At 64.1% G+C, this 26,826-nt stretch carries 22 protein-coding genes, 1 pseudogene and 1 riboswitch; of the genes and pseudogenes, 14 read left to right on the top strand and 9 right to left on the bottom strand.

Features of this window, described 5'->3' with window-relative positions:
- Window positions 1–81: 81 nt before the first annotated feature.
- Both tldD and ACTJKE_RS01175 read right to left on the bottom strand, forming a co-directional pair.
- Complete coding sequence (gene tldD, locus ACTJKE_RS01180; protein WP_057250713.1) at window positions 82–1,497, bottom strand: metalloprotease TldD; 1,416 nt, start codon at window positions 1,495–1,497, stop codon at window positions 82–84.
- Window positions 1,498–1,571: 74 nt separating this feature from the next.
- Window positions 1,572–2,771, bottom strand: coding sequence for a winged helix-turn-helix domain-containing protein (locus tag ACTJKE_RS01175; RefSeq protein WP_440659838.1), 1,200 nt, complete (start codon window positions 2,769–2,771; stop codon window positions 1,572–1,574).
- Window positions 2,772–2,943: 172 nt separating this feature from the next.
- Here ACTJKE_RS01175 and ACTJKE_RS01170 point away from each other — a divergent pair, with 172 nt between their 5' ends.
- Genes ACTJKE_RS01170 through ACTJKE_RS01150 form a run of 5 tightly spaced genes read left to right on the top strand, consistent with a single transcriptional unit; the run spans window position 2,944 to window position 7,488 of the window.
- Window positions 2,944–3,624 (top strand): energy-coupling factor ABC transporter ATP-binding protein, encoded by a 681-nt coding sequence (locus ACTJKE_RS01170; RefSeq protein ID WP_057250717.1) that lies wholly within the window; start codon window positions 2,944–2,946, stop codon window positions 3,622–3,624.
- The gene (locus ACTJKE_RS01165; RefSeq protein WP_082615825.1) at window positions 3,618–4,223 is read left to right on the top strand and encodes an energy-coupling factor transporter transmembrane component T family protein; all 606 of its coding nucleotides are present in this window, start codon (window positions 3,618–3,620) and stop codon (window positions 4,221–4,223) included. Before ACTJKE_RS01170 ends, ACTJKE_RS01165 begins: the two co-directional genes overlap by 7 nt.
- A gap of 35 nt (window positions 4,224–4,258) precedes the next feature.
- The gene (locus tag ACTJKE_RS01160) at window positions 4,259–4,822 is read left to right on the top strand and encodes a biotin transporter BioY (protein WP_440659840.1); all 564 of its coding nucleotides are present in this window, start codon (window positions 4,259–4,261) and stop codon (window positions 4,820–4,822) included.
- Between the two features lie 4 nt (window positions 4,823–4,826).
- Window positions 4,827–6,329 (top strand): class I adenylate-forming enzyme family protein, encoded by a 1,503-nt coding sequence (locus ACTJKE_RS01155; RefSeq protein ID WP_440659841.1) that lies wholly within the window; start codon window positions 4,827–4,829, stop codon window positions 6,327–6,329.
- A complete protein-coding gene (locus ACTJKE_RS01150) occupies window positions 6,307–7,488 on the top strand; it encodes a thiolase family protein (protein ID WP_440659897.1) in 1,182 nt (393 codons plus the stop codon). The genes ACTJKE_RS01155 and ACTJKE_RS01150 overlap by 23 nt, the downstream gene beginning before the upstream one ends.
- 56 nt (window positions 7,489–7,544) lie before the next feature.
- Here ACTJKE_RS01150 and ACTJKE_RS01145 read toward each other — a convergent pair whose 3' ends face one another.
- Window positions 7,545–7,946 (bottom strand): acyl-CoA thioesterase, encoded by a 402-nt coding sequence (locus ACTJKE_RS01145; protein WP_440691052.1) that lies wholly within the window; start codon window positions 7,944–7,946, stop codon window positions 7,545–7,547.
- A 16-nt stretch (window positions 7,947–7,962) separates the two neighbouring features.
- Between ACTJKE_RS01145 and ACTJKE_RS01140 the strand changes: the two genes are divergently transcribed.
- The 7 genes from ACTJKE_RS01140 to ACTJKE_RS01110 all read left to right on the top strand — a co-directional run bounded on the left by ACTJKE_RS01140 (window position 7,963) and on the right by ACTJKE_RS01110 (window position 15,662).
- Window positions 7,963–8,934 (top strand): zinc-dependent alcohol dehydrogenase family protein, encoded by a 972-nt coding sequence (locus ACTJKE_RS01140; RefSeq protein WP_440659842.1) that lies wholly within the window; start codon window positions 7,963–7,965, stop codon window positions 8,932–8,934.
- A 63-nt stretch (window positions 8,935–8,997) separates the two neighbouring features.
- Window positions 8,998–9,927, top strand: a complete 930-nt coding sequence (locus ACTJKE_RS01135) for a histone deacetylase family protein (protein WP_058325476.1) — start codon at window positions 8,998–9,000, stop codon at window positions 9,925–9,927.
- A gap of 2 nt (window positions 9,928–9,929) precedes the next feature.
- Entirely contained in the window at window positions 9,930–10,181 is a 252-nt protein-coding gene (locus ACTJKE_RS01130; protein ID WP_057250728.1) for an exodeoxyribonuclease VII small subunit, read from the top strand.
- A gap of 98 nt (window positions 10,182–10,279) precedes the next feature.
- Window positions 10,280–11,203 (top strand): pirin family protein, encoded by a 924-nt coding sequence (locus tag ACTJKE_RS01125; protein WP_057250730.1) that lies wholly within the window; start codon window positions 10,280–10,282, stop codon window positions 11,201–11,203.
- 244 nt (window positions 11,204–11,447) lie between these two features.
- Complete coding sequence (gene dxs, locus ACTJKE_RS01120; protein WP_057250732.1) at window positions 11,448–13,361, top strand: 1-deoxy-D-xylulose-5-phosphate synthase; 1,914 nt, start codon at window positions 11,448–11,450, stop codon at window positions 13,359–13,361.
- A gap of 283 nt (window positions 13,362–13,644) precedes the next feature.
- Window positions 13,645–14,415, top strand: a complete 771-nt coding sequence (locus tag ACTJKE_RS01115) for a TlyA family RNA methyltransferase (RefSeq protein ID WP_440691050.1) — start codon at window positions 13,645–13,647, stop codon at window positions 14,413–14,415.
- Window positions 14,412–15,662 (top strand): class I SAM-dependent RNA methyltransferase, encoded by a 1,251-nt coding sequence (locus tag ACTJKE_RS01110; protein ID WP_440691048.1) that lies wholly within the window; start codon window positions 14,412–14,414, stop codon window positions 15,660–15,662. The genes ACTJKE_RS01115 and ACTJKE_RS01110 overlap by 4 nt, the downstream gene beginning before the upstream one ends.
- A gap of 169 nt (window positions 15,663–15,831) precedes the next feature.
- Here the strand turns inward: ACTJKE_RS01110 and mcpU are convergent, their stop codons facing one another.
- The 3 genes from mcpU to ACTJKE_RS01095 all read right to left on the bottom strand — a co-directional run bounded on the left by mcpU (window position 15,832) and on the right by ACTJKE_RS01095 (window position 20,825).
- Window positions 15,832–17,919, bottom strand: a complete 2,088-nt coding sequence (gene mcpU, locus ACTJKE_RS01105; RefSeq protein ID WP_440659843.1) for a methyl-accepting chemotaxis protein McpU — start codon at window positions 17,917–17,919, stop codon at window positions 15,832–15,834.
- Window positions 17,920–18,279: 360 nt separating this feature from the next.
- Window positions 18,280–19,032: a crotonase/enoyl-CoA hydratase family protein gene (locus ACTJKE_RS01100; RefSeq protein WP_057250737.1), complete on the bottom strand. Its 753-nt coding sequence runs from the start codon at window positions 19,030–19,032 to the stop codon at window positions 18,280–18,282.
- Window positions 19,033–19,043: 11 nt separating this feature from the next.
- On the bottom strand, window positions 19,044–20,825 hold the full coding sequence (locus tag ACTJKE_RS01095) for an acyl-CoA dehydrogenase (protein ID WP_057250739.1): 1,782 nt from the start codon (window positions 20,823–20,825) through the stop codon (window positions 19,044–19,046).
- A 187-nt stretch (window positions 20,826–21,012) separates the two neighbouring features.
- Here ACTJKE_RS01095 and ACTJKE_RS01090 point away from each other — a divergent pair, with 187 nt between their 5' ends.
- Window positions 21,013–22,002: a transporter gene (locus tag ACTJKE_RS01090; RefSeq protein ID WP_110878064.1), complete on the top strand. Its 990-nt coding sequence runs from the start codon at window positions 21,013–21,015 to the stop codon at window positions 22,000–22,002.
- 48 nt (window positions 22,003–22,050) lie between these two features.
- Here ACTJKE_RS01090 and ACTJKE_RS01085 read toward each other — a convergent pair whose 3' ends face one another.
- Entirely contained in the window at window positions 22,051–22,503 is a 453-nt protein-coding gene (locus ACTJKE_RS01085; protein ID WP_110878063.1) for a BA14K family protein, read from the bottom strand.
- A 407-nt stretch (window positions 22,504–22,910) separates the two neighbouring features.
- Here ACTJKE_RS01085 and ACTJKE_RS01080 point away from each other — a divergent pair.
- Window positions 22,911–23,921: pseudogene (locus tag ACTJKE_RS01080) on the top strand (glycoside hydrolase family 25 protein); the annotation flags it as partial.
- Between the two features lie 145 nt (window positions 23,922–24,066).
- Here ACTJKE_RS01080 and ACTJKE_RS01075 read toward each other — a convergent pair.
- Window positions 24,067–25,161, bottom strand: coding sequence for a hybrid-cluster NAD(P)-dependent oxidoreductase (locus ACTJKE_RS01075; protein ID WP_057250745.1), 1,095 nt, complete (start codon window positions 25,159–25,161; stop codon window positions 24,067–24,069).
- Window position 25,162: 1 nt separating this feature from the next.
- A complete protein-coding gene (locus ACTJKE_RS01070) occupies window positions 25,163–26,407 on the bottom strand; it encodes an aromatic ring-hydroxylating oxygenase subunit alpha (protein ID WP_057250748.1) in 1,245 nt (414 codons plus the stop codon).
- 104 nt (window positions 26,408–26,511) lie between these two features.
- A riboswitch (cobalamin riboswitch) is annotated at window positions 26,512–26,720 on the bottom strand.
- Window positions 26,721–26,826 lie beyond the last annotated feature (106 nt).

Here is a 26,826-nt window from a genome sequence, read left to right as displayed (position 1 = left end):
ATCCCCGTTGAACCTGAGTTCGTGGCTTGGCGTGGCGGTCTCCGGCGACGGAAATGACAGCTTGAAGACCGCCATGCAATCTTACGCCTGCGTGCCGCCGACCGTGATTTGATCCATGCGCAGATGCGGCTGGCCGACGCCGACTGGCACCCACTGGCCGGCCTTGCCGCAATTGCCGATGCCGGTGTCGAGCTTGGTGTCGTTACCGACCATGGTCACGCGCTTCATCGCGTCCGGACCGTTGCCGATCAGCATGGCGCCTTTCACGGGCGCGCCGATCTTGCCGTTCTCGATCAGGTAGGCCTCGGTGCAGCCGAAGACGAACTTGCCGGAGGTGATGTCCACCTGGCCGCCGCCGAAGGAAACGGCATAGATGCCCTTCTTGACCGAGGCGATGATTTCCTCCGGCGTCCTCTCGCCTGACAGCATGTAGGTATTGGTCATGCGCGGCATCGGCACATGGGCGTAGCCCTGGCGGCGGCCATTGCCGGTGGGCGTCATGCCCATCAGCCGGGCGTTCTGCCGGTCCTGCATGTAGCCGACGAGCTTGCCGTCCTCAATCAGAACGTTGTAGCCGGACGGCGTACCCTCGTCGTCGATCGAGATCGAACCACGGCGCGCCTCGATGGTGCCATCGTCGACGACGGTGACACCCTTGGCGGCGACCTGCTCGCCCATCAGGCCGGCAAAGGCCGACGTCTTCTTGCGATTGAAATCGCCTTCGAGGCCGTGGCCGACGGCTTCGTGCAGCATGACGCCCGGCCAACCGGAGGCAAGCACCACGTCCATGGTGCCGGCCGGCGCATCGATCGCTTCGAGATTGACAAGCGCCTGGCGCAGCGCCTCATCGGCGCCCGTCTTCCAGTTTTCCTCGGTGACGAAATCGCCGAAGCCGCGACGCCCGCCGGTGCCGAAGGAACCACTTTCCTGGCGATCGCCGTCACCGGTGACGACGGAGATGTTGATGCGGGTCATCGGCCTGACGTCATGCACGCGGTGGCCGTCGGCGCGGAGGATGTCGACAACCTGCCAGCTTGCCGCGATCGACGCCGTCACCTGCCGAACCTTGGGATCCTTGGCGCGCAGATAGGCGTCGATCTCCTGCAGCAGGGCAACCTTCGCCTCGAAGCTCGGCTCGCCGATCGGGTTCTCGTCGCCATAGAGCTTTTTGTTGGTGCGCTGCGGCGCGGCCGCATAGGAGCCGGCATAGCCGCGGGTGACCTGCGCCACCGCATCCGAGGCGCGGCGAAGCGCCGACAGCGAAAGCTCGCCTGAATGGGCGTAGCCGACCGCTTCTCCGGCGACGGCACGAAGACCGAAACCCTGGTCGGTGTTGAAGCTGCCGCCCTTCAGACGGCCGTTGTCGAAGGACAGCACCTCGGCTTGCGCATGTTCAAGAAAGAGCTCGCCGTCGTCGGCGCCGGCGAGCGTCTCCGAGAGAACCTTGCGGATCGTTGCCTCGTCGGCATCGAAGAGGCTCATCAGATCGGTGTTCATGGTGGTGCGCTCCCGCGTCGAGAAATTCTATCGCCTCCATTTAGGAAGGCCGCGGGTTCAAGCCAAGGAAAATATCACGTAAGCGATGCGTCCCAGCCTTCGAGGCGCTCCACTTTTTCGACGCCGGCAAAACGGGCAACACGCTCGAGCTCCGCATCGATGCGCTCCAGGCGGCCTGCCGACGCGCGGACGCCCGTCTCGAGCCAGAGCTTGCGCACGTCGAGGCTGCCGCGCTTGCGGTCCGCCTTCATGTCGATGCGGCCGATCATTCGGTCACCTTCGATCAGTGGAAAGACATAGTAGCCGTATTCGCGCTTGGCCTCGGGCACGAAGATCTCGATGCGATAGAAGAAGCCGAACAGGCGCTCCGAGCGGTTGCGGTCGCGCAGCAGTGGGTCGAAGGGGCTGAGCACCCGGACACGGCCCGGCGGTTCGGGAATATTGCCGAGCGCTTGCGGAAAACCGGTGAAGGCGAAGGCGGCGCGCGGGCGGCCACCATCGATCGCCTCGATCAACACTTCGCAAAGTTCATCGCGATGCTCGGCAACCCAGGTCTTCGCCTCGTCGGGGGATACGAGATCCCAGAAGGCGGCGATCTCGCCGTGGGTGGCAAAGCCCAGGCGTTCGAGCGCACTGCGGCAAGCCCAATCGATGAATTCCTGGTGGCTGACGTCGCCATCCTGATGATGCGGCGGGATCACCCGCTCGGTCAGATCATAGACCTTCTGGAAATTCTCACGCCGCGCGATCGCCAGTTTTCCGGTGCGCCAGAGCACTTCGAGTGCGGTCTTCGAGGGGTGCCAGTTCCACCAGCCACCGGATTCGTGCTCGGCTTCCTTGAGGTCGCGCGCCAGCACCGGTCCGCCCTCGGCGATGCGCTGATAGGTCTCGTCACAGCCCTTCTCGAAGCCCTCGCCGCGCCATTTTTGCCAGCGCTCGACGATCGTCTCGCCTTCCCATTTGAAGCGGTGCTTCCAGTAGCGGAAGAAGCTGCTCGGAATGATCGAGGCGTCGTGCGTCCAGTGCTCGAACAGGTCTCGATCATCTTCCAGAAGCGCCGTCAGATGTTCGCGGCGATAGGTCTGGTTGCGAGCAAACAGGATCTGGTGATGGGCGCGCTCGACCGTGGCGATGCTGTCCACCTGCACGAAGCCGATGTCGTGGATGAGCTTCAGCAGCCCCTCCTTGCCGAGCGCGCGGTTCGGAGCGCCGGAAAGGCCCTGCTTGGCGAGGAAGATGCGACGGGCGTCGCTGTTGGAAAGGCGAATCGTCATGGCGATAAGAATAGGCTTTTATTCCCATAATTCAAACTGGAGCAGGATGAGGAAATGTATGCGCCGTGTTCCGCCCGCATCTCGGTCCCGCGCCACCGCATTGCCCTTGTTGCCGGACTTGGCCTATAGAGCACCCCGAAAACGGCGCGGGCCGAAGATAGCGAGGGACGGAATGGACATCCGCTTTACCGATTGCGCGGTCCGCTTCGGCGAGCGGGTGGCCTTGCACCCGTTGAACTTGGCGCTCAGTGAAAAGCGCGTCGGTATCATCGGTCTCAACGGTTCCGGCAAGACCACTTTCGCCCGGCTGATCAATGGCCTGGTCAAGCCTTCCTCGGGTCGAGTGACGGTCAACGGGCTGAACACGGTCGAAGACGATCGCGCCGTGCTTTCCGAAGCCGGCTTTATCTTCCAGAATCCGCAGCACCAGCTGATCATGCCCATCGTTGCCGAGGACATCGCCTTCGGCTTGAAGAACCGCGGGCTTCCTCGCGAGGAAATCGACCGCCGCATGCAAGGCGCGCTGTCGCGCTTCGGTATCGAACATCTGGCACGACGGCGTGTGCACGAGCTTTCGGGCGGCGAGACGCAGCTCGTCGCCATGGCAAGCGTCGTCGTCACCGATCCGAAAATCCTCATCCTCGATGAGCCGACGAACCAGCTCGACCTGCGCAATCGACGCCGCGTCGCCGAAACGATCGAGGGGCTGCCGGAGGATACGGTGGTGATCACCCACGATCTTGCACTCGTCGAAAACGTCGACCGGCTGCTGCTCTTCCACGAGGGGCGGCTTGCGGCCGACGGCGACCCGCGCGAGACGATCCGCCGCTACCATGAGATCGCCGGATGCTGACGAGCCTGCACATCGAAGGCGACAGCCTGCTGCACCGCCTGCCGGTGAGAGTGAAGCTCATTGCACTCGTAGCCCTGAGCATCGTCCTCTTCCTCAGCGGTTCACTGGTGCTGCAGGCGATCGCCTTCGTCCTTGCCGCCGGCCTCTATCTTTCCGTCGGGCTCCCCCTGAAGGAGGCAATCGCGCGCGTCGGCATCGTCTTCCTGACGATCTTCTTTCTGGCCGCGGTCAACCTTTTTCTGCTGCCGGTCGGCGAGGTCGCGACCCTGACGCTGAGGCTGATGGCCCTGGTGCTGTTTGCGGCCGCCGTCACGGCGACGACGACGATCAGCGCCTTCATGGACGAGATCACTGTACTCTTGACCCCTTTCGAACGGCTGGGTTGGCTGCGGGCGGCCGATGTCAGCCTGGCGCTCGGGCTGGTGCTGCGCTTCGTGCCCGACATCTTCGCGCGCTACGAGGCGATCCGCGAGGCGCACCGCGCCCGCGGCCTGCCGATCCGACCGTTGACGATCATCGGGCCGCTGATCATCCTGACGCTCAAAGATGCCGATACCATCGCTGCGGCAATTGACGCGCGCGGATTTCGTCGCCAATAGATGCGAAAAATCTAATACACAGGGAACCGAACGTCATGAACACCAGAGATCTCGTCCTCATCGCCCTCTTCGCCGCGATCGTCGTCGTGCTCGGCCTCATTCCGCCGATCACGCTCGGCTTCATTCCGGTACCGATCACCGCCCAGTCGATGGGCGTGATGCTCGCCGGGTGCATTCTCGGCGCCAAGCGCGGCGCACTCGCCTTTCTGCTGTTCCTGCTTTTGGTCGCCATCGGCCTGCCGGTGCTCTCGGGCGGTCGCGGCGGTCTTGCCGTGTTGGCCGGCCCGTCCGGCGGCTTCATCATCGGCTGGGTCGTCGCCACCTTCGTCACCGGCCTGATTGCCGAGCGCGCGGTGCGCGAGGGCCAGGCGGAAACGCGCCAGTTCATCGGCTTCTTCCTCGCCTCCGTCCTCGGCGGCGTCGTCGTGCTTTATGCAATCGGCATGCCCTGGGTTTCGGCGGTTACCGGCACGCCGCTCCTGACCGTCGCCACCGGTTCGCTCGCCTTCATCCCGGGCGACCTCTTGAAGGCAGCGATCGCAACGCTGGCAGCCCGCGCCGTCTACGCCGGCTATCCGCTGCTGCCGGCACGCGCCTGAGCCGATGCCGTTTGCCGCCGCGATCCATCGCCACGCGGACGAACATCCGTATGCCCCGGCCTTCCGTATGGAGGGCCGGGTTTTCACTTTCGATGAGCTGAAGCGCTTCGCCGGACAGCTCGTTGCGGCATTCGACGATTTGGCGGGGGTTGCCGGGCACCGCAGCGTGCTTGGCGGCCGCGCATGCCTGATCGTACTTGAGGCCGGCAATCATCCACTCTTCGCCGCCGCCTTTCTCGCCGCCACCAGCCAAGGTAACTGTGTCGCGCTCATCGACCCGCATCTGCCGGCCGCAACCCGCCAGGCCATGCGCGACCGCTTGTCTCCCGATCTGATCGTCAGCGCCAATGGCGCGGACTTGTCTCTTCACGCTCCGGCAAGCGGCGAGACGCGATCCTTCATCGAGGAGGACGGTGGAGATCGAGCACCGCTCGCAGTCGGGGAGGACGGCGAGCCGTTTCTGGTCGTTTTCACCTCGGGAACGACCGGCGCGCCGAAAGCGATCATCCGTGATCGCGGCTCGTGGCGCAGGAGCCTGGCCACCGGCGCGCGCTTTTTCGGCATCGACCATGGCACCCGCACCTTTGCTCCCGGCCCGCTGGCGCACGGGCTGACGCTCTACGCGCTCGCCGAAACGCTCGGCGCCGGCGCCGAATTCATCGGGGCGGCTCATTTCGACGCAGCGCGAGCGCTGACCATCATCGAGACGGAGAAAGTGCAACGCCTGGTGCTGGTACCGACGATGCTGCGGCGGCTCTGCGCAGCGGCCACGAACAGACCGCAGGCCTGCGTCACACATATCACCGTCGCCGGCGCCAAACTGACGGCGAGCGATCGCGCCGTCGCCGCACTCGCTTTTCCGAAGGCGGAGGTCATCGAATATTACGGCGCCTCGGAGCTGGGCTTCATCAGCGTCGCAACAAGGGATGACACCGCTTCGGCCACCGCCGTCGGCCGCGCCTTCCCCGGCGTTGCGCTCAGCATTCGCAATGACAAAGGGGACGAAGTGCCCACAGGCGAAACAGGGACGATCTTCGTTGACAGCGCCCTCATCTCCGACGGTTATGTCGGGCAAAGCGATGGCGCCGGCTTCCGTCGTCTTGGCGAGCTTGCGACGGTGGGCGACATCGGCTTCGTCGACGAGGACGGTATGCTTCATCTTCTCGGGCGCGCCGGCGGTATGGTTCTGTCGGGCGGCAACAACATCTACCCGCAGGAAGTGGAGGCGACACTTGTCGCCTACCCTGACGTTCACGCTGCGCTCGTCCTCGGGCTCGATCATCCGGACCTCGGCAGCGAACTCGTCGCCGTCATCGAGCCGGAGGGCAGCATATTTGACCGATGCGCACTTGAGCGTCATCTCGCTGCCCATCTGCCGCGCTACAAACATCCGCGCCGCATCTGGCTCTGCCCGAAGATGCCAATGACGCAGTCGGGCAAGGTGGCTGCGGGCACGCTCAGGCAATGGATCGCGGATGGAAACGATGCTCTCGAACTCATCGACTGAGCCGGCACGCACACCGGTGATCATTGCCGCGCTCCGGACACCAATCGGCCGGGTCAACGGCACGCTTCGCGATATCGAACCCTCGCAGCTGGCAGCACCGCTGATCGCCCGTATTCTCGGCGATGTCGGGCTGGAAGCGACCGATATCGACGACGTCATTCTCGGCAATGCCGCAAACAGCGCCGGCAATCTCGCCCGGCTCGCAGCGCTCGAAGCAGGCCTGCCGGTCTCGACGCCGGGCGTGACCGTCGATCGGCAATGCGGCTCCGGGCTGGAGGCGATCACGCTCGCGGCGCGGATGATCCAGGCGGGTGCCGGCCGCTTCTACCTGGCCGGCGGGACCGAGAGCGCCAGCCGCGCGCATATCCGTCTGAGGCCGCCGCTGGAGCGCGGCGGCGAGCTCGCGCCCGTCAAGCGCGCCCGCATGGCGCCGGACGAGATCGGCGATCCGGACATGGGCGTCGCCGCCGAAAACGTCGCGACCGCCTGTAGGATCTCTCGCGAACGGCAGGATGCCTTTGCGCTTCAAAGCCATCGCCGCGCCGTTGAAGCCGAGCTTGCCGGCCGTTTCGTCCGCGAGATCGTGCCGATCGAGACGGCGGCGGGTTTTGTGTCTCGCGATGAGTGCCCGCGTCCGAACGCGTCGATGGAAACACTGCAGCGGCTGAAGCCGGTCTTCGTCGAGGGTGGCACGGTGACCGCCGGCAATGCCTGCCCGATCAATGATGGCGCGGCCGTGGTGCTGGTGACCAGCCTTGCCGAGGCCCAGCGACTTCGCGTTCCCTTCGCGCTCGAATTCGTCGATGCGGCGACGGCCGGCGTCCACCCCAACCTTCTCGGCCTCGGCCCCGTGCCGGCGATGCAGAAGCTGAAAGTGCGGCAACCCGCGCTCGATCCGGCCAAGGTCGATTTCATCGAATTCAACGAGGCCTTCGCTTCACAGGTGCTTGGTAGCCTCGACCAGCTCGAAATTGCCAAGGAAAGGGTCAATCTCGATGGCGGCGCCATCGCGCTCGGCCATCCCTATGGCGCATCAGGGGCAATCCTTACGGTCCGGCTTTTCTCGCAAATGTTGACCGCGCCCGCCGGCACCGAAGGACTGGCGATGATGGGCGTTGGCGGCGGCATGGGCATCGTCGCCCTGTTTCGCGCGGTTTGAGCGCGCGCAATTGCGGACGGAAAACCGCTTCGCACTTTTCCTGCAATTGCTTTGGTTCAGACCGTATAGGCCGCCAGCCATTCCCGTGTCGCGGTCGGCAGCGGCAGTGGGGTGTGGCGTTGCGGATCGACCGCCACCCAGACGACCTCCACTTCCGCCACAAGTCGGCCGCGCGCCTCGACCTTGACGGCGAAGCTGATCGAGCTGCCGCCGATCTTTGTTACGTTGACAGTGAAGCGGGCCGGTTCGTCGTAGCGCAGGCCGCGGTGATAGACGCAGGCCGAGCGGCGCACGAGATAGCTCGGCTCGTTCACCACATGCGGGCGGTGGCGCCAGAGACTGGAAAGGGCTGCTTCCGCATGGGCATAATAGGCGGCATTGTGCATATGGCCGTGCATGTCTATATCGCGAAACGGAATACGGATTTCCGTAACGTTCTCCAGCTCCCTGCCGTCCATGCGAGGCTCCCCGACGATGCGCTCCACCCTCGTTAGACAGTTCGGCGACCCCCGGCAAGTGATTGCGGTCGTCGATCGGGAACGCGTCGCACCGGGATCGGGCGACGTCGAAGTAGCGCTGTCGCTTGCCGCCATCAACCCGTCCGATCTCATCCCGGTGACCGGCGCCTACAGCGCCCGCACCACCCTGCCCTTCGTTCCGGGCTTCGAGGGCTTCGGTACGGTGACGCGCGTCGGCGGCGGCGTGACTTCGCTGAAACCCGGCGACCGCGTGGTACCGATCGGCGCCAGCGGCCTCTGGCAGGAGTATCTGCTGCGACCGGCCGAATGGTGTTTCACACTGCCCGACGACATCCGTGAGACCGATGCGGCCACCTGCTACGTCAATCCGCTGACCGCACTGCAACTGGTCGAGGCGCTGCGCGCGCATTTCGGCGCGCTCGACCGGCGCCGCATCGGCGTCACGGCGGCAGGGTCCGCGATCGGCGGCATGCTGATGAAGCTGCTTGCCGGCGAAGGGGCGAAGGCCATTGGCATCGTTCGCAGACAACGCAGCGCCGAGCGGCTTGCAAGCGAGGTTCCCGGCCACGTCGTTCTTGGCGACGAGAGCCGCATACCCGAACTCCGGCTCGACGCGATCATCGACGCCGTCGGCGGTCCGTTTGCCGGCGATCTCATTCTTCGCACCCTCGAACCCGGCGGCGCCTTCATCCAGTACGGGGCGCTGAGCGGCGTGCCGGTATCTCAGGCAGTGATCCAGTCGCGGCCGGATATCCGCTTCTCGTTCCTGTGGCTGCGCACATGGGTACATTCGGCCGGGCGACCGGCGATTGAAGCGGCTTTTGCGAGAAGTTTCGACGGCCTGCGCACCGGTCTCTTTTCCAGCCGGATCGCGGAGATCTATCCATTGAGCCAGCTCGGCGCGGCGCTTGCGCATCAGGCAGATGCGGGCCGCGACGGCAAACTGCTGCTCGATCCGCGCTGTTGAAAATTCCGCCTTTCGACTGCCTCGCCATGGACCTTGCAGGGTGACAGCACTAGGTTTCGCGACATGACCACGTTCCTCTATGAAAATCCGGTCTTTCTGGAACACGAGGTTCCGGAGGGGCATCCCGAACGGCCGGACCGGCTGAAGGCGCTGAACCTTGCGCTCGAACATCCGAACTTCGCCGATCTCAAACGGATCGAGGCGAAGAAGGCGAGCGAAGATCTCGTTCTGCTCGTTCACCCGGAAGAACACCTGCGTAACGTCAAGCGCGCCATCCCGGAGGAAGGCCTCAACCATTTCGAGGCGGACACCTATGCCAGCCCCTTGAGCCTCGAAGCCGCCTTGACCGGAATCGGCGGCGCGACTGCGGCGGTCGACGCGGTCTTTTCCGGCGAGGCCGACAACGCCTTCATCGCGGCGCGCCCGCCGGGACACCACGCCGAAAAGAACAAGGCGATGGGCTTCTGCCTGTTCAACACGGTGGCGATTGCCGCCCGGTACGCCCAGAAGGCCCATGGTGCCGAGCGCGTCGCGATCGTCGACTGGGACGTGCACCACGGCAACGGCACGCAGGACATTTTCTGGAACGATCCGTCGGTGCTCTTCTGCTCGACGCACCAGATGCCGCTTTACCCCGGCACCGGCGCCAAGGACGAGACGGGCATCAAGGGCAACATCGTCAATGCGCCGCTGTCGCCGAACATGGGCAGCGAGCAATTCCGCGAGGCGTTCCGCAGCCGCGTGCTTGCGGCGCTCACCAATTTCCGGCCGGACTTCATCCTGATTTCCGCCGGCTTCGATGCCCATCACCGCGATCCGCTGGCGCAGATCAACCTCGTCGCCGAGGATTTCGACTGGGCGACGGGACGCCTGCACGAGATCGCCGACCGCAGCGCCGGCAACCGCATGGTCAGCCTGCTCGAAGGCGGCTATGACCTTCAGGGCCTGGCCGAATCGGCCGGCCTGCACATCTCAAGACTGATGAGAGGGTAACCATGAACAACACCACGCAACCGGACGTTTCCGCGCTCTCCTTCGAGCAGGCCGTAGAGGAACTGGAGCGGATCGTCTCGGCGCTGGAGCGCGGCGACGTCGCCCTCGACAAGTCGATCGAGATTTACGAGCGTGGCGAAGCGCTGAAGAAGCATTGCGAGGCGCTGCTGAAGGCTGCCGAAGACCGCATCGAAAAGATCCGCCTCGACCGGGCCGGCAAACCGCAGGGCGTGGAGCCGCTCGACGCCGATTGATTGCTCCGCGGAAACGCTTCGTATCGGATTGGTCCCTAGCCGCCTCAGCGCGCAGGCGCTAGTTATTGATATGACAGCAAGAAACGGGAGCACGCGCCATGTCTTTCTTTCCAGGCCCCGATCCGCTCGCCGGCGACAAACCCGCCTGTGACGCCATCGAACATCTGATCGTTCCGCGCACCAGCGATATCGGCGGGCTGCAGGTTCGCCGCGCCCTGCCGTCGGCGAAGCGGCGCCTGGTCGGTCCCTTCATCTTCTTCGACCGCATGGGCCCGGCGCTGCTGCGCGCCGGCGAGGCGATCGACGTGCGCCCGCATCCGCATATCGGGCTTTCGACCGTCACCTATCTCTTCGACGGCGAGATCAAGCATCGCGACAGCCTCGGCACCGAGATGGTGATCCGCCCCGGCGACGTGAACCTGATGACCGCCGGCCGCGGCATCGTGCATTCCGAGCGCTCGCCCGAAAACCAGCGCGGCCACGCCCGCTCGATCTCCGGCTTGCAAACTTGGCTGGCACTACCCGACCACAAGGAAGAAATCGACCCGATTTTCAGCCACACCGAGGAGCGCATGCTGCCGCATATGAGCGATGACGGCATCAAGGCGCGGGTGGTCCTCGGCAATTTCGAAGGCGCGAAGTCGCCCGTCTCGGTCTTCACCGACACCATCTATGTCGACCTCAACATCGCTCCGGGCAAAAGCGCCCCCTTTGCCGCACAGTGGGAAGAACGCGCGCTCTATATTCTCTCCGGAGAGGCGATCATCGCCGGCGACCACTTTGCCGACAACCAACTGCTCGTCTTCCGTCCGGGCGACGAGATCACGGTGACCGCCGGGCCTGAGGGCTGTCACGTCATGCTCTTCGGCGGTGCAGCACTTGGCTCCGCCCGCCACATCTGGTGGAACTTCGTCTCCTCCTCCAAGGAGCGCATCGAGAAGGCCAAGGAAGAGTGGCGCACCGGCCGCTTCGACATCGTGCCCGGCGACGAGGAAGAATTTGTTCCGCTGCCCGAAAGCTGATCTCGACCGCAAGTAGAACGGCATAAGCGCATAAAACCGCGCAACATTGCCTCATGGCGCTTGAATCGATTTCGATTCACAGAATCATGCGCTAGTCTCTTGGTTGACGACGCAGGAACGCCTAATTTTGCATTCAGCAACGATTGCGTCTAAAGAGCCGCTTCGACGGTACCACCAACTATCGCGCGCCTGACCCCACGGCGCGCATGAGGCATGCAGCGTGACACAACTGCCAACCAATCCGATGCCGGCTACTCCCTTGCTCGACAAGGTGACTTTCCCCGACGATCTGAAGAAGATCGACGACAAGGATCTGCCGCAGCTTGCCGGTGAGGTCCGAGCGGAAATGATCGACGCGGTGTCGCGCACCGGCGGCCATCTCGGCGCCGGCCTCGGCGTTGTCGAACTGACGATTGCCATCCACAAGGTCTTCAACACGCCGGATGACCGGCTGATCTTCGACGTCGGCCACCAGTGCTATCCGCACAAGATCCTGACCGGCCGTCGCGACCGCATCCGGACGCTGCGCCAGGAAGGCGGCCTTTCCGGCTTCACCCGCCGTGCCGAGAGCGAGTACGACCCCTTCGGCGCCGCCCACTCCTCGACCTCGATTTCTGCCGGCCTCGGCATGGCGGTCGCCGCCGATCTCGACGGCAAGAACCGCAACGTCATCGCCGTCATCGGCGACGGCGCGCTTTCGGCCGGCATGGCCTATGAGGCGCTCAACAATGCCGGCGCGCTCGATGCCCGACTGATCGTCATCCTCAACGACAACGACATGTCGATTGCGCCGCCGACCGGCGCGATGAGCGCCTATCTGGCACGCCTTGCCTCGGGCCGCACCTATATGGGCATCCGCGAGGTTGGTAAGAAGCTGACCGCCTATCTCGGCAAGACCGTCGACCGGGCGATCACCCGCGCTGTCGAGCATGCCCGCGGCTACGTCACCGGCGGCACGCTCTTCGAAGAGATGGGCTTCTACCATATCGGCCCGATCGATGGGCACTCCTTCGACCATCTCCTGCCGGTGCTGCGCAATGTGCGCGACAATGCCAAGGGTCCGGTGCTGATCCATGTGGTGACGCAGAAGGGCAAGGGCTATCCGCCGGCGGAAGCCGCGGCCGACAAGTATCACGGGGTCAACAAGTTCGACGTCATCACCGGCGCCCAGGCGAAGGCCAAGCCGAATGCCCCGGCCTATACCTCGGTCTTTGCCGATGCGCTGACGCAGGAAGCCGGTTTCGACGACAAGATCGTCGCCGTCACCGCCGCAATGCCGTCCGGCACCGGTCTCGACAAATTCGCCAAGGTCCATCCGTCGCGCTGCTTCGACGTCGGCATTGCCGAGCAGCACGCCGTAACCTTTGCCGCCGGTCTTGCTTCCGAAGGCTACAAGCCCTTTGCAGCGCTTTACTCCACCTTCCTCCAGCGTGGCTACGACCAGGTGGTGCACGATGTGGCGATCCAGGGGCTGCCCGTGCGCTTCCCGATCGACCGCGCCGGCTTCGTCGGCGCCGACGGTCCGACCCATGCAGGCTCCTTCGACACGACCTATCTCGCCACACTCCCCGGCTTCGTCGTGATGGCCGCCGCCGACGAGGCGGAATTGAAACACATGGTGCGCACTGCCGCCGCCTATGATGCCGGACCGATTTCGTTCCGCTACCCGCGCGGCGAGGGCGTCGGCGTCGAAATGCCGGAGCGCGGCCAGATCCTCGAGATCGGCAAGGGCCGCGTCGTCAAGCAGGGATCGAAGGTGGCGCTGCTCTCCTTCGGCACGCGCCTTGCCGACTGTCTGCTGGCCGCAGAAGACCTCGATGCCGCCGGCCTTTCGACGACCGTTGCCGACGCCCGCTTCGCCAAGCCGCTTGACCATGACCTCATCCGCCAGCTGGCCCGTAACCATGAGGTGCTGATCACCATCGAGGAAGGCGCCGTCGGCGGCTTCGCCAGCCATGTGCTGCAGTTTCTCGCTGAAGACGGCCTGCTCGACGGCGGCCTCAAGGTCCGCCCGATGGTCATGCCCGACATCTGGATGGAGCAGGCCAAGCCCGAAGCGATGTATGCCGCCGCCGGTCTCGACCGTGCCGGCATCGTCTCTACTGTTTTCAAGGCGCTCGGCCAGAAGCAGGATATCGGCATCGGCGCTGCCGGCTGACACGAACGGCGCCCCGTTTAAAAGCAAAACCCCGGCTCTGGTCGGGGTTTTGCTTTTTGTGGATACCGTCGGAGTTCCCGTCTGCGCCATCGCTGTGCTCCCACGAGACAAAGATCTGCGGGGTTGAACCACTCGGCGGAGGCAACTGGTGTAGCGTGGCGCAGGCGGCGGACGGTAAGTATTCCCCGATTTCTTGGGTTTCCTAGCTGTTAAGCCCAAAGCGGGTCATCGCTCCGAGCGCGAGGGGCTTGCCATTGGGGCGGCAAGTCGCCATGAGAAGCACATGTCAGAAGAACGCCAGAATGAAGAACACAGAAACAGGGTGCGCCTGGATCAGTTGCTGCTCAACACGGGACTGGTCGCCAGCCGCGCCCGCGCCCGAGACGCGATCCAGCGCGGCACCGTCAAGGTCGATGGCCGCACAGTGACCAAGCCGTCATTGATGTTCGCCGAAAGCGTGACGATCACCATTGATGACCCGGCGCAGGACTATGTCTCCCGCGCGGCGCTGAAACTTGTCGCGGCACTCGATCATTTCGCGCTCGATCCCTCGGGCGAAAGCTGTCTCGATATCGGTGCCTCGACCGGCGGCTTCACCGAAGTGCTGTTGAAGCGCGGGGCAGAGCACGTGGTTGCCATCGACGTCGGTCACGGCCAGATCCATCCGCGCATCGAAGGTGACCCGCGTGTCACCAGCATCGAGGGCCTCAACGCCCGCGCGATGACTGAGGACGACGTCGACAACCGAGAAGTCACCTTCGTCGTCTCGGACGTCTCGTTCATCTCGCTGAAGCTCGCCCTCCCCCCGGCGCTCGAGATGGCGCTTCCCGGCGCGCACTGCATCCTGCTGGTGAAGCCGCAATTCGAGGCCGGCCGCGATGCAATCAGCAAGGCGGGGCTGCTCAAGGAGCCCGACAGCGCTCCGGCCGTTGCTGCCGAACTGGAACGTTGGCTTGTGGAGGACATGGGCTGGCAGAGCCTCGGCCTCATCCCCTCGCCCATTGCCGGCGGCGACGGCAATGTCGAATTCCTGCTGGCGGGCAAGAAGCCATGAGCACCGAGACCGTCACCATCAACCGGCTCGGCGCCCAGGGCGACGGTATTGCAGAAGGCCCTGACGGGCCGATCTATGCGCCCTTCACGCTGCCCGGCGAAAGTGTGGCGCTCGCGGTCAACAAGTCGCACGGCACGCTGATCTCGCTGAGGGAACCGTCACCCGAGCGCATCGAGCCGCACTGTCGGCATTTCGGGCCCGATGGTGTCAACGGCACCTGCGGCGGCTGCACGCTGCAGCATGCGTCGGACAGGCTCTATCACGGCTTCAAGCGCGATCTCGTCATCGCTGCCTTGAAGTCGAAAGGCCTGAAGCCCGAGGTGGCCCCCCTCATTACCGCCCAGCCGGGCCAGCGCCGGCGCGCGGTCTTCACTGCCCGCAAGACCGAGAAGGATCTGCTTCTCGGTTTCAACCAGGCCGAAAGCCACCACATCGTCGCGATCTCCGAATGTCCGATCGCGAGCCCGGGCATCGTCTCGAAGCTCGCAACCATCGCCAGAATCGGCACGGCGATGGCCGTCAATGCCGAGCCTTTCCGTATCACCGTGCTCGAAACGCTCTCCGGCCTCGACCTCGCTGTCGATGGCATCAAGAAGCTCGACGACCGCGAGCGCCGCCGCACGGTCGAAGCGGTGCTTGGCGAGCGTGGCATCGCCCGCGTCAGCCTCAATGGCGAAATCATCGTCGAGCCGGTGAGACCGGTGATCGATTTCGGCGGCGTTTCCGTTTCACCGCCCCCAGGCAGCTTCACCCAGGCGACGGCGCAAGCCGAGGAAGCGATGGCGAAGCTGGTGCTCGACCATCTCGGCAAGGCCAAGCGCGTCGCCGATCTCTTTGCCGGCTGCGGCACCTTCGCACTGCGCATCGCCCGCAAGGCGCGCGTTCATGCGGTCGAGGGCGAGGACAAGGCGCTCAAGGCGCTCGATTTCGCCGCGCGCAACACGCAAGGGCTGAAGCCCGTGACGATCGAAAAGCGCGACCTCTTCCGCCGCCCGGTCATGGCGCAGGAGTTGAAGGTCTTTGACGCGATCGTCTTCGACCCGCCGCGGGCCGGCGCCGAGGCGCAATGCCAAGAGATCGCCCGCTCCGGCGTCAAGAAGATCGTGGCCGTTTCCTGCAATCCGGTCACGCTGGCCCGCGACCTCTCGATCCTGACCGCCGCCGGCTACCGCATCACCTCGGTGACGCCGATCGACCAGTTCCTCTGGTCGTCTCATGTCGAGGCGGTGGCGACACTGGAGAAATAAGACAAGGCCGAGAAGTCGGCGGACGGCGTCAAGAACACCCCAATGACAAGGGCCCGGTTTCCCGGGCCTTTGTCATGTCAGGCTTGAAGCACTTGCGACACCGATTCACGACAGTGGTCTTATCGCTTTGTTATTGCAGCGTTCTGCCGATGGCCACGCTGAGCTCCGCTCAAGCCGCGCGACGACGGCCACCACTTACCGTCGGCACTTCGCCGAGGTTGAACTGGGCGAGCAGCGCATTGAGCGAAGCGGCTTCGGAGGCGAGACCATGGCTTGCCGCCGTCTGCTCTTCCACCATCGCCGCGTTCTGCTGGGTGCCCTGGTCCATGGTGTTGACGGCCGTGTTGATCTCCTGAAGACCCGTCGACTGCTCGCGCGTCGCCGTGACGATCGCGCTCACGTGCTTGTTGATCTCCTGGACTTCGGCGACGATCATCTCCAACGCCTTGCCGGTATCGCCGACGAGCGTCACGCCGTTGCGCACCTGGTTGCCCGAGGTGGTGATCAGCGCCTTGATCTCCTTGGCGGCATTGGCCGAACGCTGGGCGAGTTCGCGCACTTCCTGGGCGACGACGGCGAAACCCTTGCCGGCCTCGCCGGCACGGGCCGCTTCGACGCCGGCGTTCAGCGCCAGCAGGTTCGTCTGGAAGGCGATGTCGTCGATGACGCCGATGATGTTGGAGATTTCGCCCGAAGACTTCTCGATCGCGTGCATCGCCTCGACAGCGTTCGCAACGACTTCGCCTGATTTCTCGGCGCCGGCACGGGTGCGGGCAACGAGAGCGCCGACTTCCTCGGCCCGGCGGGCGGAATCCTTGACGGTCGTGGTGATCTCTTCCAGAGCAGCAGCAGTCTCTTCGACCGAGGCTGCCTGCTGCTCGGTGCGGCGGGCAAGATCGTCGGCGGCCGAGCGGATTTCCGTTGCACCGGCATCGATGCCTCGGGCGTTGGCGCCGACAGCGCGGAGCGTGTCGTGCAGCTTGGCGACCGAGTTGTTGAAGTCGGCCCTTAGACGGTCAAGGCGATCGGCGAACGGGTTGTCGATCCGGTAAGCGAGATCGCCTTCGGCCAGGCGGCCGAGGCCGGACGCCAGACCATCGACGGCCTGCTGGATCTCAGCTGCATCCCGCACCTTCTGCGCCTCGCGCTCCAGACGCTCACGTTCCGACAGCGAACGGTTCGCATCCGCTTCGCTTTCGAGACGGGCACGCTCGACGGCATTCGCCTTGAAGATGGCGACGGCCGCGGCCATCGAGCCGATCTGGTCGGTACGCTCTTCGCCGGGAATTTCGACGTTGTGGTTGCCCGAAGCGAGCTTCTCCATCGCGCCGGTCATCTCCGTCACCGGACGGATGACCAGACGGTTGAGGAAGGTCGCAAGGAAGACCAGCATCACGCCGACGGCCAGGATGGTGGCGATGGTGGCGGCGATGCGGAACTGGTCGATCGCCGAGTAGGCGGCGTCGGCATCAATGACGAAGCCGACATACCATTCGACCGACGGCAGACCCTGGACCGGAACGAAGCTCACCAGCATCGGCTTGCCGCCGAGCTCGGTGTTCATGATGCCGGAGCCGATCGTCGGCGTGTCGATCGGGAAGGCGTCGGTGAGCGACTTTGTGACGAGCTTGGCATCCGGATGCACGAGGATCTGGCCGTCCTTGCTGGCGAGGAAGGCGAAGCCTTCACCGCCGACATCGACGCCCTTGATCATTGCCACCAGCGTATCGAGCGAAAAGTCGCTGGCCGCAACGCCATAGAGCTTGCCATCACGCTTGACCGGGACGGCGGCGCTGATGATCAGCGCGCCACTGGAGGCGTCGACATAGGGCTCGGTCAAGACGCGGGCGTCGGCCTTGACGGCCTGCTGGTACCAGGGGCGCTGGCGCGGATCGTAGCCGGCCGGCATCGGATTGTCCGGCCAGGTGATGAACTTCCCGCTTTCATTGCCGACATAGGTCGACATGAACTCGCTGGTCAGAACGTCGTTCTTCAGGATCGGCTGGATGGCGCTATCGTCCGCGACGTTGCCGGTGGCATCGGCCACCATCGCAGTCAGCGTGACGCGGCCGTTCAGCCACTTGGCGACGCTCTGGGCGGCCTGCGTGCCGGATGAGGCAATGTTCTCCTCGACGGCCTTGGTCGTGGTGCCACGCTGCAGCGTGTCGATGTAAACGGAAAAGCCGGCAAAGGCGCCGACGACGACACAGGACGCGGCAACCAGGATCCGCGTCATGAGGTTCGATCGCTTGGACAAGATGGGCTCCCAATGGGGTGCCGGCGGCTCCCGCCGGACATGAGCTCTCGATGATCTTCGCGCAGCATCCTTCGTCCGCCGGAGGGACGGAGCGCAGACGCCTGCGGGAAAACGTTGAACATGCCAGAAGGCGGAGCCAGCCATGCTTCATGCGGCTGGGGCCTCTCGAAGTGAGGATAGGCCTATCGCGCCCCACGCTAGCGATCGCTATTTAAGAACAAATTAAAATTGATCTATGCAAGTTCGCGATGCCGACGGCATCACGATCTTTACCGTGCGGCGGCTAGAACACCGCCCCCGAAAGCAAAAACGGGTGCACTGCGGCACCCGTTCTCCCACTCGCAAAAGCCTGGAGACTGCTTAGCGGCGCATGAAGGCCTCGAAGGCTGCACGCGCTTCGGCGCTCTTCAACTGCGCCGCGAAATGCTTGGCTTCCTCGTCGATGCGCGCCAGAACGTCGCTGCGGTCGCCACGGACGAGGTCGCGGGCGATGCGAAGCGCTTCCGGCGGCTTTTTGGCGAGACGGGCGGCGAGTGCCAGCGTTTCTTCTTCCACCGCGTCCTGGCCGACGATCTTCCAGATCAGCCCTGCGTCCAACGCACCTTTGGCATCGAGCGGCTCGCCCGCCGCAAGCAAGGCGAAAGCCCGCTGATGGCCCATGATGCGCGGCGCTATCAGGCTCGACGCGGCTTCCGGCACCAGCGCCAGATCGACGAAGGGCGTCTTGAACAGCGAACGTTCAGAGGAGATCGTCAGGTCGCAATGCAGATGGATCGTCGTGCCGATGCCGATCGCCAGGCCATCGACGCCCGAGACGATGGGTTTGGTTGCGGTCGCCAGCGCCTTCAGGAACTCGATCACCTCCATGCCCATGGAGCCACCCATGGCGAAGGCGAGAAAATCGGCCATGTCGTTGCCGGCGGAGAAACAACCATCGGTGCCCAGGAAGGCGGTGGCGCGCACGGCCGGATCGCTTGAGGCAACCGTCAGCGCATTGGTCATCTTCGCGTACATGTCGCGGGTGATGGCGTTCTTCTTTTCCGGCCGGTTGAAGCGGATCACCTGGACGCCGGGATAGGCTTCCGGCCGCTCGATGAGCACGTGGTCGGTCATGACAATTCCTCTCAAGCCAGAACGGCGCGGGCGACGGCCAGGCTGTCGGCGCCGTTGACGACACGATCCTTCAGGGCGGTCGTTTCCGCCAGGAGGTTTTCGGCGGTGAAGCGGCAGAGTGCGATGCGCTGGTCTTCCTTGCCGTCAGCCACTTCGGCCAGACCGCCCTTCGCCAGATAGGCGCCGCTCAGCGTCAGGCCGAACAGGCGCTGATAGGCCGTCGCGCCAGCGAGCGCTTCGGCGAGCTTGCCGCCGGCGACGGCCGCGATCAGCCACTCCGTCGCAGCCGAAAGATCATCCAGTGCCGCATCAAGGCGCGCCGCCGTCTCGCCGAAACCATTCCGGTTCGAGGCGCGCACGGCCTGCGCGATCTCGCGCAGTTCGCCGATGAAGCCGCGCACATGCGCGCCGTCGGAGAGCGGCAGCTTGCGGGTGACGAGATCGATCGCCTGGATGCCGTTGGTGCCCTCGTAGATCGGGGCGATGCGGGCGTCCCGCAGGTAGCGGGCGGCACCGGTTTCCTCGATAAAGCCCATGCCGCCATGCACCTGGATGCCCATCGAGGCTACGTCGACGCCGGCGTCGGTCGAGAAGGACTTGGCAATCGGCGTCAGCAGGCTGGAGCGCTCCTGCCAGTATTTTGCTTTTTCGCCTTCAGCCGCATGCGCCATGTCGACGGCGTGGGCACAGGCATAGGAGATCGCGCGCGACCCTTGCGTCAGCGCCTTCATCGTCAGAAGCGTGCGGGCGACATCGGGATGCTCGATGATCGGGCTCATGCCCTGCCCCGTCCAGCCGGGCGCTTTGCCCTGGGTGCGTTCCTTGGCAAAGGCGATCGCCTTCTGGGTGGCGGCGTCTGCGATGGCGACGCCCTGCATGCCGACGGCGAGACGCGCATTGTTCATCATGGTGAACATGCAAGCGAGACCGCGGTTTTCCTCGCCGATCAGATAGCCGATCGCGCCCTTCTCTGCGCCGAACTTGCCGTCGCCGTAGATCATCGTGCAGGTCGGCGAACCGTGGATGCCGAGCTTGTGTTCGAGCGAATGGCAGAAGAGGTCGTTGCGTTCGCCGAGCGAACCGTCATCCTTGACCAGGAACTTCGGCACCAGGAAGAGCGAAATACCCCTCGTCCCCGCCGGCGCGTCGGGAAGCCGGGCGAGCACCAGATGGACGATGTTGTCGGTGAAGTCGTGTTCGCCCCAGGTGATGAAGATCTTCTGGCCGAAGATGCGGTAGGTGCCGTCGTCGCGGCGCTCGGCGCGGGTCTTCAGCACGCCGAGATCGGAGCCGGCATGCGGCTCCGTCAGGTTCATCGTGCCGGTCCATTCGCCGGAAACCATCTTCGGCAGATAGGTGGCTTTCAGCGCTTCCGAGCCGTGCTTTTCCAGCGCCTCGACGGCGCCCATGGTGAGTGTCGGACCAAGCGCGAAGGCCATGGAGCCGGCGTTCCACATCTCCATGGCGGCGACATGCAGCATGTGCGGCAGGTTCTGGCCGCCGAATTCTTCTGGAGCCGTCAACCCGTTCCAGCCGCCAGCGATCCAATTGTGATAGAGGTCACGCCAGCCATCCGGCGTCTCGACCTTTCCTTCGACCAGACGCGAGCCCTGACGGTCGCCGACGTCGCCGAGGGGCGCCACCTCCTCCGTCGCGAATCGGCCCGCTTCCGACAGGATGGCATCGACCAGATCTTCGCCGAGGTCGCCGAGCGCACCCGATTGCAGCGCGTCGCCCATGCCTGCCACGTGTTTCAGCGTAAACGCGATCTCGTCGACGGGTGCCTTGTACATGATGATCCTCCCAGATAGCCAGGTCGCGCAGGGCGCATCCTCGTTGCGCCGAACACTATTGATTTTTACGTAAACGTCAACGTCAATTGCCGCACTCTGCCACGACGTCGCGCCGCTTCGACTGTAACAAAACTGTCATCAACGGCGCATAGAAGCCAAGGCATAAGGCTTTTGCCAAGGCGTTCAGATGAACCTGATTTCCCCCGAAATACCCGGCATCGTCTGGGCCTATCGTTTCCTGCCAGGCGAAAGCCGCTGCCAGCGCATCGCCACCGACGCTTCGGTCGACAGCCTGCTGACAGGCGAAGGATGGGTCTGGGTTCATCTAGCGCTCTCCGATGCACGCACGCCGGCCCTCATCGAGCGGATCGGCAACCTTCCGCCACTCGCGGTCACCGCGCTGACCAGCCACGACACGCAGGCCGCGATTACGGTTTCGGATGATATCGTACACGGCACGCTCGTCGACTTCGAGCGCACCTTCGATGCCGTGACCAAGACGATCGGCTGGCTGCATTTCGCCGTCAGCGACCGGATCATCATCACCACCCGTCTGCATCCGTTGCGCAGCATCGACCGCGTCAAGGCGGCCGTGGAGAAGAGCACGAAATGTGCCCGCCCGATCGACCTCTTCGAGATGATCGTGATCGAGTTCCAGCGCACATTGATCTCGCTGGTTCTGGAATTGACCGAGGAACTGAACGTCATCGAGGATCATGTCTATGGCGCGGCCGGACATCGCCAGCAGCCAGGCCTTGCGCCGCTCCGCCGCACCGTGGTGCGGCTTCATCGGCATCTGCGCACGATCCTGGCTTTGCTGAGGCGGGCGGCCGCCTCGGATGAAGACGAGGTGCCCCCCGGTTTCATCGACGTTGCCGAGCGGCTTTCCGACCGGCTCGAGGCGGTCGACCGCGACGTCTTCGCTTTGCAGGAACGGGCACGACTGCTGCACGAAGAAATCGACAGCAAGATCTCCTCGGAAACCAACCGCCACCTCTACATCCTGTCGCTGATGACCGCATTCCTGCTGCCGCCGACGCTCGTGACCGGTTTCTTCGGCATGAACACCGGGGCGCTCCCCTTCGCCGACGGCACCGGCACGCTCTATGCGGCGCTGTTCATCGCACTTTCCATGGCCTTTGCCTGGTGGATCCTCAGGCGGATCGGCATTCTTTGAATGTCAGAGAAAAGGCCGGCAGCGAAAGCCCCCGGCCCTGCTCACCCCTTAGCTATAGGGCGAATAGCACTGCTGGCGCGGGCCGCCATAGGGCTGATAACTATTGTCATAGGCCCTGTAGGACCGGTACCGGTTGGCGCACCATTGCACATGGCGGCTGCCGTAGACGGGAGCCGGACGCTCGTAGCGCGGCGGCTGGGCGATTGCCCCGCCGATGATCACGCCGGTGCCGAAGGCGGCCATCGGGTACCACCAACCGTTATAGTAACGGTATCCCGGACGGCGGTAGTTATAACCGCGGTAGCCATTGTAGTAGTAATAGTTGCCGCGGCGTTCATACCCCGGCCTGCGATACTGAACGTTCGTCGCCTCGTTCTGCCGCTCGACGCGAGGCGGCGTCGGCATGAACGCCTGCGACGGGGCCGCGGACGTCATCAGAACTGCCGCGGCAATAATCGCAGAAAACCACCGGCTCTTCCCGGTCTTCAGCAAAGTCTTCATCAAAACCTCCATAACCGAATCCACGCTCCGCAGGGTGCCAAAAAATCGGGCGACCACGGGAACTTCAGCCTCTGCGTGATTTCACCCGGTTCGCTGCAAAACCGGGGATGACCCTCAGCCGGGAAAACCGAAACCAGCCAGCAACGCATAAGTCACCGGTTTTGTTCCATCTTCAGACATCGCGGCTGCTGCGGATCAATAGCTGCAGATCGGCAGCAGTGACGGCTTCGGCGCATTCGTTCATCCGCCTGTCGGCGTCGAAGGCATCACGCGACACACCAATATTATGCAAGGCATTGCTCATATACAGCCGGAGGTCGGTATACTTTCGCGCGCCGCTCCAGCACAGTCCGCCTCGGGGGCTGGGATTTACGATACATTAACGATACTGTCGGCAATCTCAGAGAATGGCAAAGCGGTATATCTCCACCACAGGGATGATTCTGCGCCTCGCGACCTTTCTAGGTCTGGCTTTCGCGGCGGCGATCGCACGCGCCGGTGAACTGGAACCCTGGAAGACCAAGTCCAACGCCATCATCGTCGATGCCTATGAGATGAACAGCATCGACTGGGAAACGATGCTTGCGGACAAGCGCATCTCCGGCTTCATCGCCAAGGCCTCCGATGGCCTGCCCGAGAGCTTCTCCTGCACCGGCGACCACAACGGCGACACCTTCAACCACTGCAAGACCATGTGGCGCAAATACGCCGTCAGCCGTGAGCTCTACCAGACCCGGCGCATGATCGCCCGCACACACGGGCTGCTGTGGGGTGCCTACCATCTCGCCCGTCCCGGCAATCCCGTCGACCAGGCGAACCATTTCCTCGATTACGCCGAGCCGCGCGACGACGAGTTGATGGTCCTCGATCTCGAGGGCATCGATGCGGAGAAATACATGTCGCTAGAGGATGCCGCGATTTTCGCCGGCCACGTCAAGACCCGCACCGGACGTTATCCGATCCTCTATACCAACCACATCACGGCCAAATATATCGCCGCGCACCGCGCCAAGCACCGGCTGCTGTCGCGCCTGCCGCTCTGGTACGCGCGCTACAAGCCGGATATCCGCCAGGTCTTCCCGATGGGCAATTGGGAAAGCTATGCGTTGTGGCAGTTCTCGTCCGGCATCAATTGCGGCAAACGGCGTTGCCCCTACCGCGTGCCAGGGACGCTCGACGATATCGACGTGAATGTCGCTGCAAAGTCGCCGCTGGCGCTGAAAGCGATTTGGGCGCAGGGTGCCTTGCTGCCTGAAAAGCCATTGCCGCTCACCCTCGTTGCTCAAGCCGAGCAGGGGACGGGCATGCACGCGGTCGCACGGGCCTCCGCAACGCTTGGCGAGCCGCTGCTCGTCAGCCGTGCCGGTGCCACGAGCGGCGCCGGCAGCGGCGTCGACAGGCTGGTGACGGGCTCGATCGACTTCGCTCGCCACGAGCGCGCCCTACAGGTGGCGGTCGCCGCCGATGACGCGGCACAGGGCGGTTGTATCGGCGCGGTTGCCAATGCCGACAATCTACGGCGCGTTGCAATCAAGCCTGCGCCCTGCAACACGCCCTGATCCTTCAGGCTTCGATCTGGACATCTCCCAGCGGCCGCGAGCAGCAGGCGAGGATGTAACCCTCGTCGATCTCGTCATCGAGAATACCGCCATTGTGGTTCATCTCGACCTCGCCCGCGACCTTCATCACCCGGCAGGTGCCGCAGATACCGCCCTCACAGGCAGCGCCGATCCTCACACCGTTGGCGCGTGCCGTCTGCAGGATCGTTTGGCCGGGTTTCGCCTCGACCTCCTTGCCGCTCATGGTGAAGGCGACCTTGGCCGCCTGAACCTCACCATCATCGCCGGCACCGGCGCGCACGGCGATCTCTTCCGCGGCAGGTGCTGCCGCCGGCTGGAAGCTCTCCTCGTGATAGCGGGCCATGTCGAAGCCGGCTGCCTTCAGCATCTCGCGCACACCGCGCATGAACGGTTCCGGACCGCAGCAGAACACCGTGCGCTCCTGGAAGTCGGGAGCGAGCAACGGTAGCTTGGCACCGTCGATGCGGCCGCGCAGGCCATGCCAGCCGTGACGCGCCTCGTGCCCCTCGACGATGAAGCCGAGGTTCAGCCCGGACATCTGTGTCGCCAGAACCTCGAGCTCCGAGCGAAACAGAAGGTCGTCCGGCCGGCGCGCGCAGGAGATGAAGGTGACATCGGTCTCCGGCACGCAGTCGGCCATCCAGCGCGTCATCGACATCATCGGGGTGATGCCGGATCCGGCGGAGATAAACAGGTACTTTTCGCCGGGATGACGGACGAAGCTGAAATCTCCGAGCGGTCCAAAAGCCCGGAGCTTCATGCCCGGCTTCAGGTGATCGAACATCCAGCGGGTGCCGACGCTGTCGGCCTGCGCCTTCACCGTGACGGCAATCGACAGCGGTCGCGATGGCGTCGACGACAGGGTGTAGGTGCGCATGACCGGTTCGTCGGCGACCGGCAATTCGAGGGTGACGAACTGGCCGGGCAGATAACGAAACCAGGCGGGCTTCTCCGCACGGAAGGTGAAGGTCATGACATCGGCGGTTTCGACAACCGCCGATGTGCATTCGAGCATCTGCTGCCGGTCGATCCAGACATGCAGTTCGTCGAAATGATGGAAGGAGGACGCCATCTGCATGTCAGGCGACCTTTGAGAGCGGAGCCGCATCGCCCTGCAGGCGCTGCTCCATGAACTTGCAGTACCATTCGACGAACTGCATCACGCCACCCTCGTGCTCCGGCGAATACGGACCGGGCTCATAGGCCGGCGAGCGGATGCCGAAGGCATTTTCCTCGACGATCTGGCGATCCTGGTCGTTGGTCTCGGTCCAGACATGAGTCAGATCCTCGAGCGTGTAGTCGACACCTTCGACCGCGTCCTTGTGGACCAGCCACTTCGTTGTCACCTGCGTGAGTTCCGGCCCCAGCGGCAACACGCGGAAGGTGATGGCGTGATCCGAAAGCACGTGGTTCCAGGTCGTCGGGTAGTGGAACATCAGGAGCGTGCCGATCTGCTTCTGCCTGACATCGGCCGACAGCGCCCTTTTTACGGCGGGCGCACCCGACATGGTGTAGCTTTCGGCATTATCGACCAGCGGCATGCGCGCGGCGCGGAACTGGCCGGTCGGCGACATCCGGAACTCGCTCGGCAGGCCCTCGGCCTCGCACTTCGCCCAATGGGCGGCAATCACCGGATCGTCCTTGGCGCCCTGCACCCCGGTCGCGGTCGGCGCTTCCGGATAGGTCCGGCAGAGTTCGGGGTGATTGGCGGCGCAGTGGTAGCACTCGCGGTTGTTCTCCCAAACGAGCTTCCAGTTGCCCTTTTCGATGATGGTGCTTTCGAAGGCGACCTTGGTCTCTCCCAGCCGGTGCGGCGCGAGGTAGGGGAATGCCAGCTCGCGGAAGGCGGCGAAATCCGCCGGCGTCTCCGACAGGTTGATGAAGATGTAGCCGCCGACCGTTTCGCAATGGATCTGCTTCAGGCTGTGGGCAGCCTTGTCGAAGTCCTCGCCCATCTGGCGCGCAAAGAGCAGCGAGCCGTCGAGCTCATAGGTCCATTGATGATAGGGACAGACGAGCTTCGCCGAAGAGCCCTTGTGCTGCGTGCAGACGCGGGAGCCGCGGTGGCGGCAGGAGTTGTGGAGCGCGCGGATCGTGCCCTGGCGATCGCGGGTGATGACGACCGGATAGTCGCCGACCTGGACGGTGAAATAGTTGCCGGCCCGCGGGATTTCGCAATCGTGGCCGATGAACAGCCAATCCCGATACCAGATGTTTTCCAGGTCCTGCCGGTAATAGTCGGGGTCGATGTAGAAGGCCCGATCGAGGCTGTAGCCGTCACGCCGGCCCTTCAGCTTGCGAAGCATATCGGTCTTGGTATCCATGTCCTGTCCTCATGCGCCATGTTTCGGAGAGGCAGGACAGGAACCCGCACGGGCGCGCACCCATGCGTCTTAGGCTCCGATCCGGCTGCCCGCCGCAACCCGTTACGGTTATGTCTGTCAAGGCTGGTTTCCGGGCTCAGGAGCCGTCCTTCGAAGGACCAGCCCGGCGCCTTCCCGGACGGAAAACCGTCCAGTGGCCTTTTGCCGAGGCTTTCGCTCCACCACCGTTGCGGGGGCAGCGCCGGGATTTGACCGGCTTCCCAATTCTCCGCCTTCCCCTTTGGAAGACGACACCTTGAGTAAGGATATGTAAGCGCGGAAGGCGCCTCGGCAGGCGCCGGATAGCGACATTCAATTCCAGAATGACGACACGATCGAAACCGCCTTCTGGAAACGGAATCGAGAATTTTTCACTTTAT

The organism is Ensifer sp. 22521, from assembly GCF_052044795.1.
Lineage (GTDB): Bacteria > Pseudomonadota > Alphaproteobacteria > Rhizobiales > Rhizobiaceae > Ensifer.
This window is presented reverse-complemented; position numbering and strand designations above follow the sequence as displayed.

Coding starts and splice junctions, on each gene's coding strand:
- tldD (WP_057250713.1), bottom strand. CDS start 1,497: ATGAACACCGATCTGATGAGCCTCTTCGATGCCGACGAGGCAACGATC.
- ACTJKE_RS01175 (WP_440659838.1), bottom strand. CDS start 2,771: ATGACGATTCGCCTTTCCAACAGCGACGCCCGTCGCATCTTCCTCGCC.
- ACTJKE_RS01170 (WP_057250717.1), top strand. CDS start 2,944: ATGGACATCCGCTTTACCGATTGCGCGGTCCGCTTCGGCGAGCGGGTG.
- ACTJKE_RS01165 (WP_082615825.1), top strand. CDS start 3,618: ATGCTGACGAGCCTGCACATCGAAGGCGACAGCCTGCTGCACCGCCTG.
- ACTJKE_RS01160 (WP_440659840.1), top strand. CDS start 4,259: ATGAACACCAGAGATCTCGTCCTCATCGCCCTCTTCGCCGCGATCGTC.
- ACTJKE_RS01155 (WP_440659841.1), top strand. CDS start 4,827: ATGCCGTTTGCCGCCGCGATCCATCGCCACGCGGACGAACATCCGTAT.
- ACTJKE_RS01150 (WP_440659897.1), top strand. CDS start 6,307: ATGCTCTCGAACTCATCGACTGAGCCGGCACGCACACCGGTGATCATT.
- ACTJKE_RS01145 (WP_440691052.1), bottom strand. CDS start 7,946: ATGGACGGCAGGGAGCTGGAGAACGTTACGGAAATCCGTATTCCGTTT.
- ACTJKE_RS01140 (WP_440659842.1), top strand. CDS start 7,963: ATGCGCTCCACCCTCGTTAGACAGTTCGGCGACCCCCGGCAAGTGATT.
- ACTJKE_RS01135 (WP_058325476.1), top strand. CDS start 8,998: ATGACCACGTTCCTCTATGAAAATCCGGTCTTTCTGGAACACGAGGTT.
- ACTJKE_RS01130 (WP_057250728.1), top strand. CDS start 9,930: ATGAACAACACCACGCAACCGGACGTTTCCGCGCTCTCCTTCGAGCAG.
- ACTJKE_RS01125 (WP_057250730.1), top strand. CDS start 10,280: ATGTCTTTCTTTCCAGGCCCCGATCCGCTCGCCGGCGACAAACCCGCC.
- dxs (WP_057250732.1), top strand. CDS start 11,448: ATGCCGGCTACTCCCTTGCTCGACAAGGTGACTTTCCCCGACGATCTG.
- ACTJKE_RS01115 (WP_440691050.1), top strand. CDS start 13,645: ATGTCAGAAGAACGCCAGAATGAAGAACACAGAAACAGGGTGCGCCTG.
- ACTJKE_RS01110 (WP_440691048.1), top strand. CDS start 14,412: ATGAGCACCGAGACCGTCACCATCAACCGGCTCGGCGCCCAGGGCGAC.
- ACTJKE_RS01100 (WP_057250737.1), bottom strand. CDS start 19,032: ATGACCGACCACGTGCTCATCGAGCGGCCGGAAGCCTATCCCGGCGTC.
- ACTJKE_RS01095 (WP_057250739.1), bottom strand. CDS start 20,825: ATGTACAAGGCACCCGTCGACGAGATCGCGTTTACGCTGAAACACGTG.
- ACTJKE_RS01090 (WP_110878064.1), top strand. CDS start 21,013: ATGAACCTGATTTCCCCCGAAATACCCGGCATCGTCTGGGCCTATCGT.
- ACTJKE_RS01085 (WP_110878063.1), bottom strand. CDS start 22,503: ATGAAGACTTTGCTGAAGACCGGGAAGAGCCGGTGGTTTTCTGCGATT.
- ACTJKE_RS01075 (WP_057250745.1), bottom strand. CDS start 25,161: ATGCAGATGGCGTCCTCCTTCCATCATTTCGACGAACTGCATGTCTGG.
- ACTJKE_RS01070 (WP_057250748.1), bottom strand. CDS start 26,407: ATGGATACCAAGACCGATATGCTTCGCAAGCTGAAGGGCCGGCGTGAC.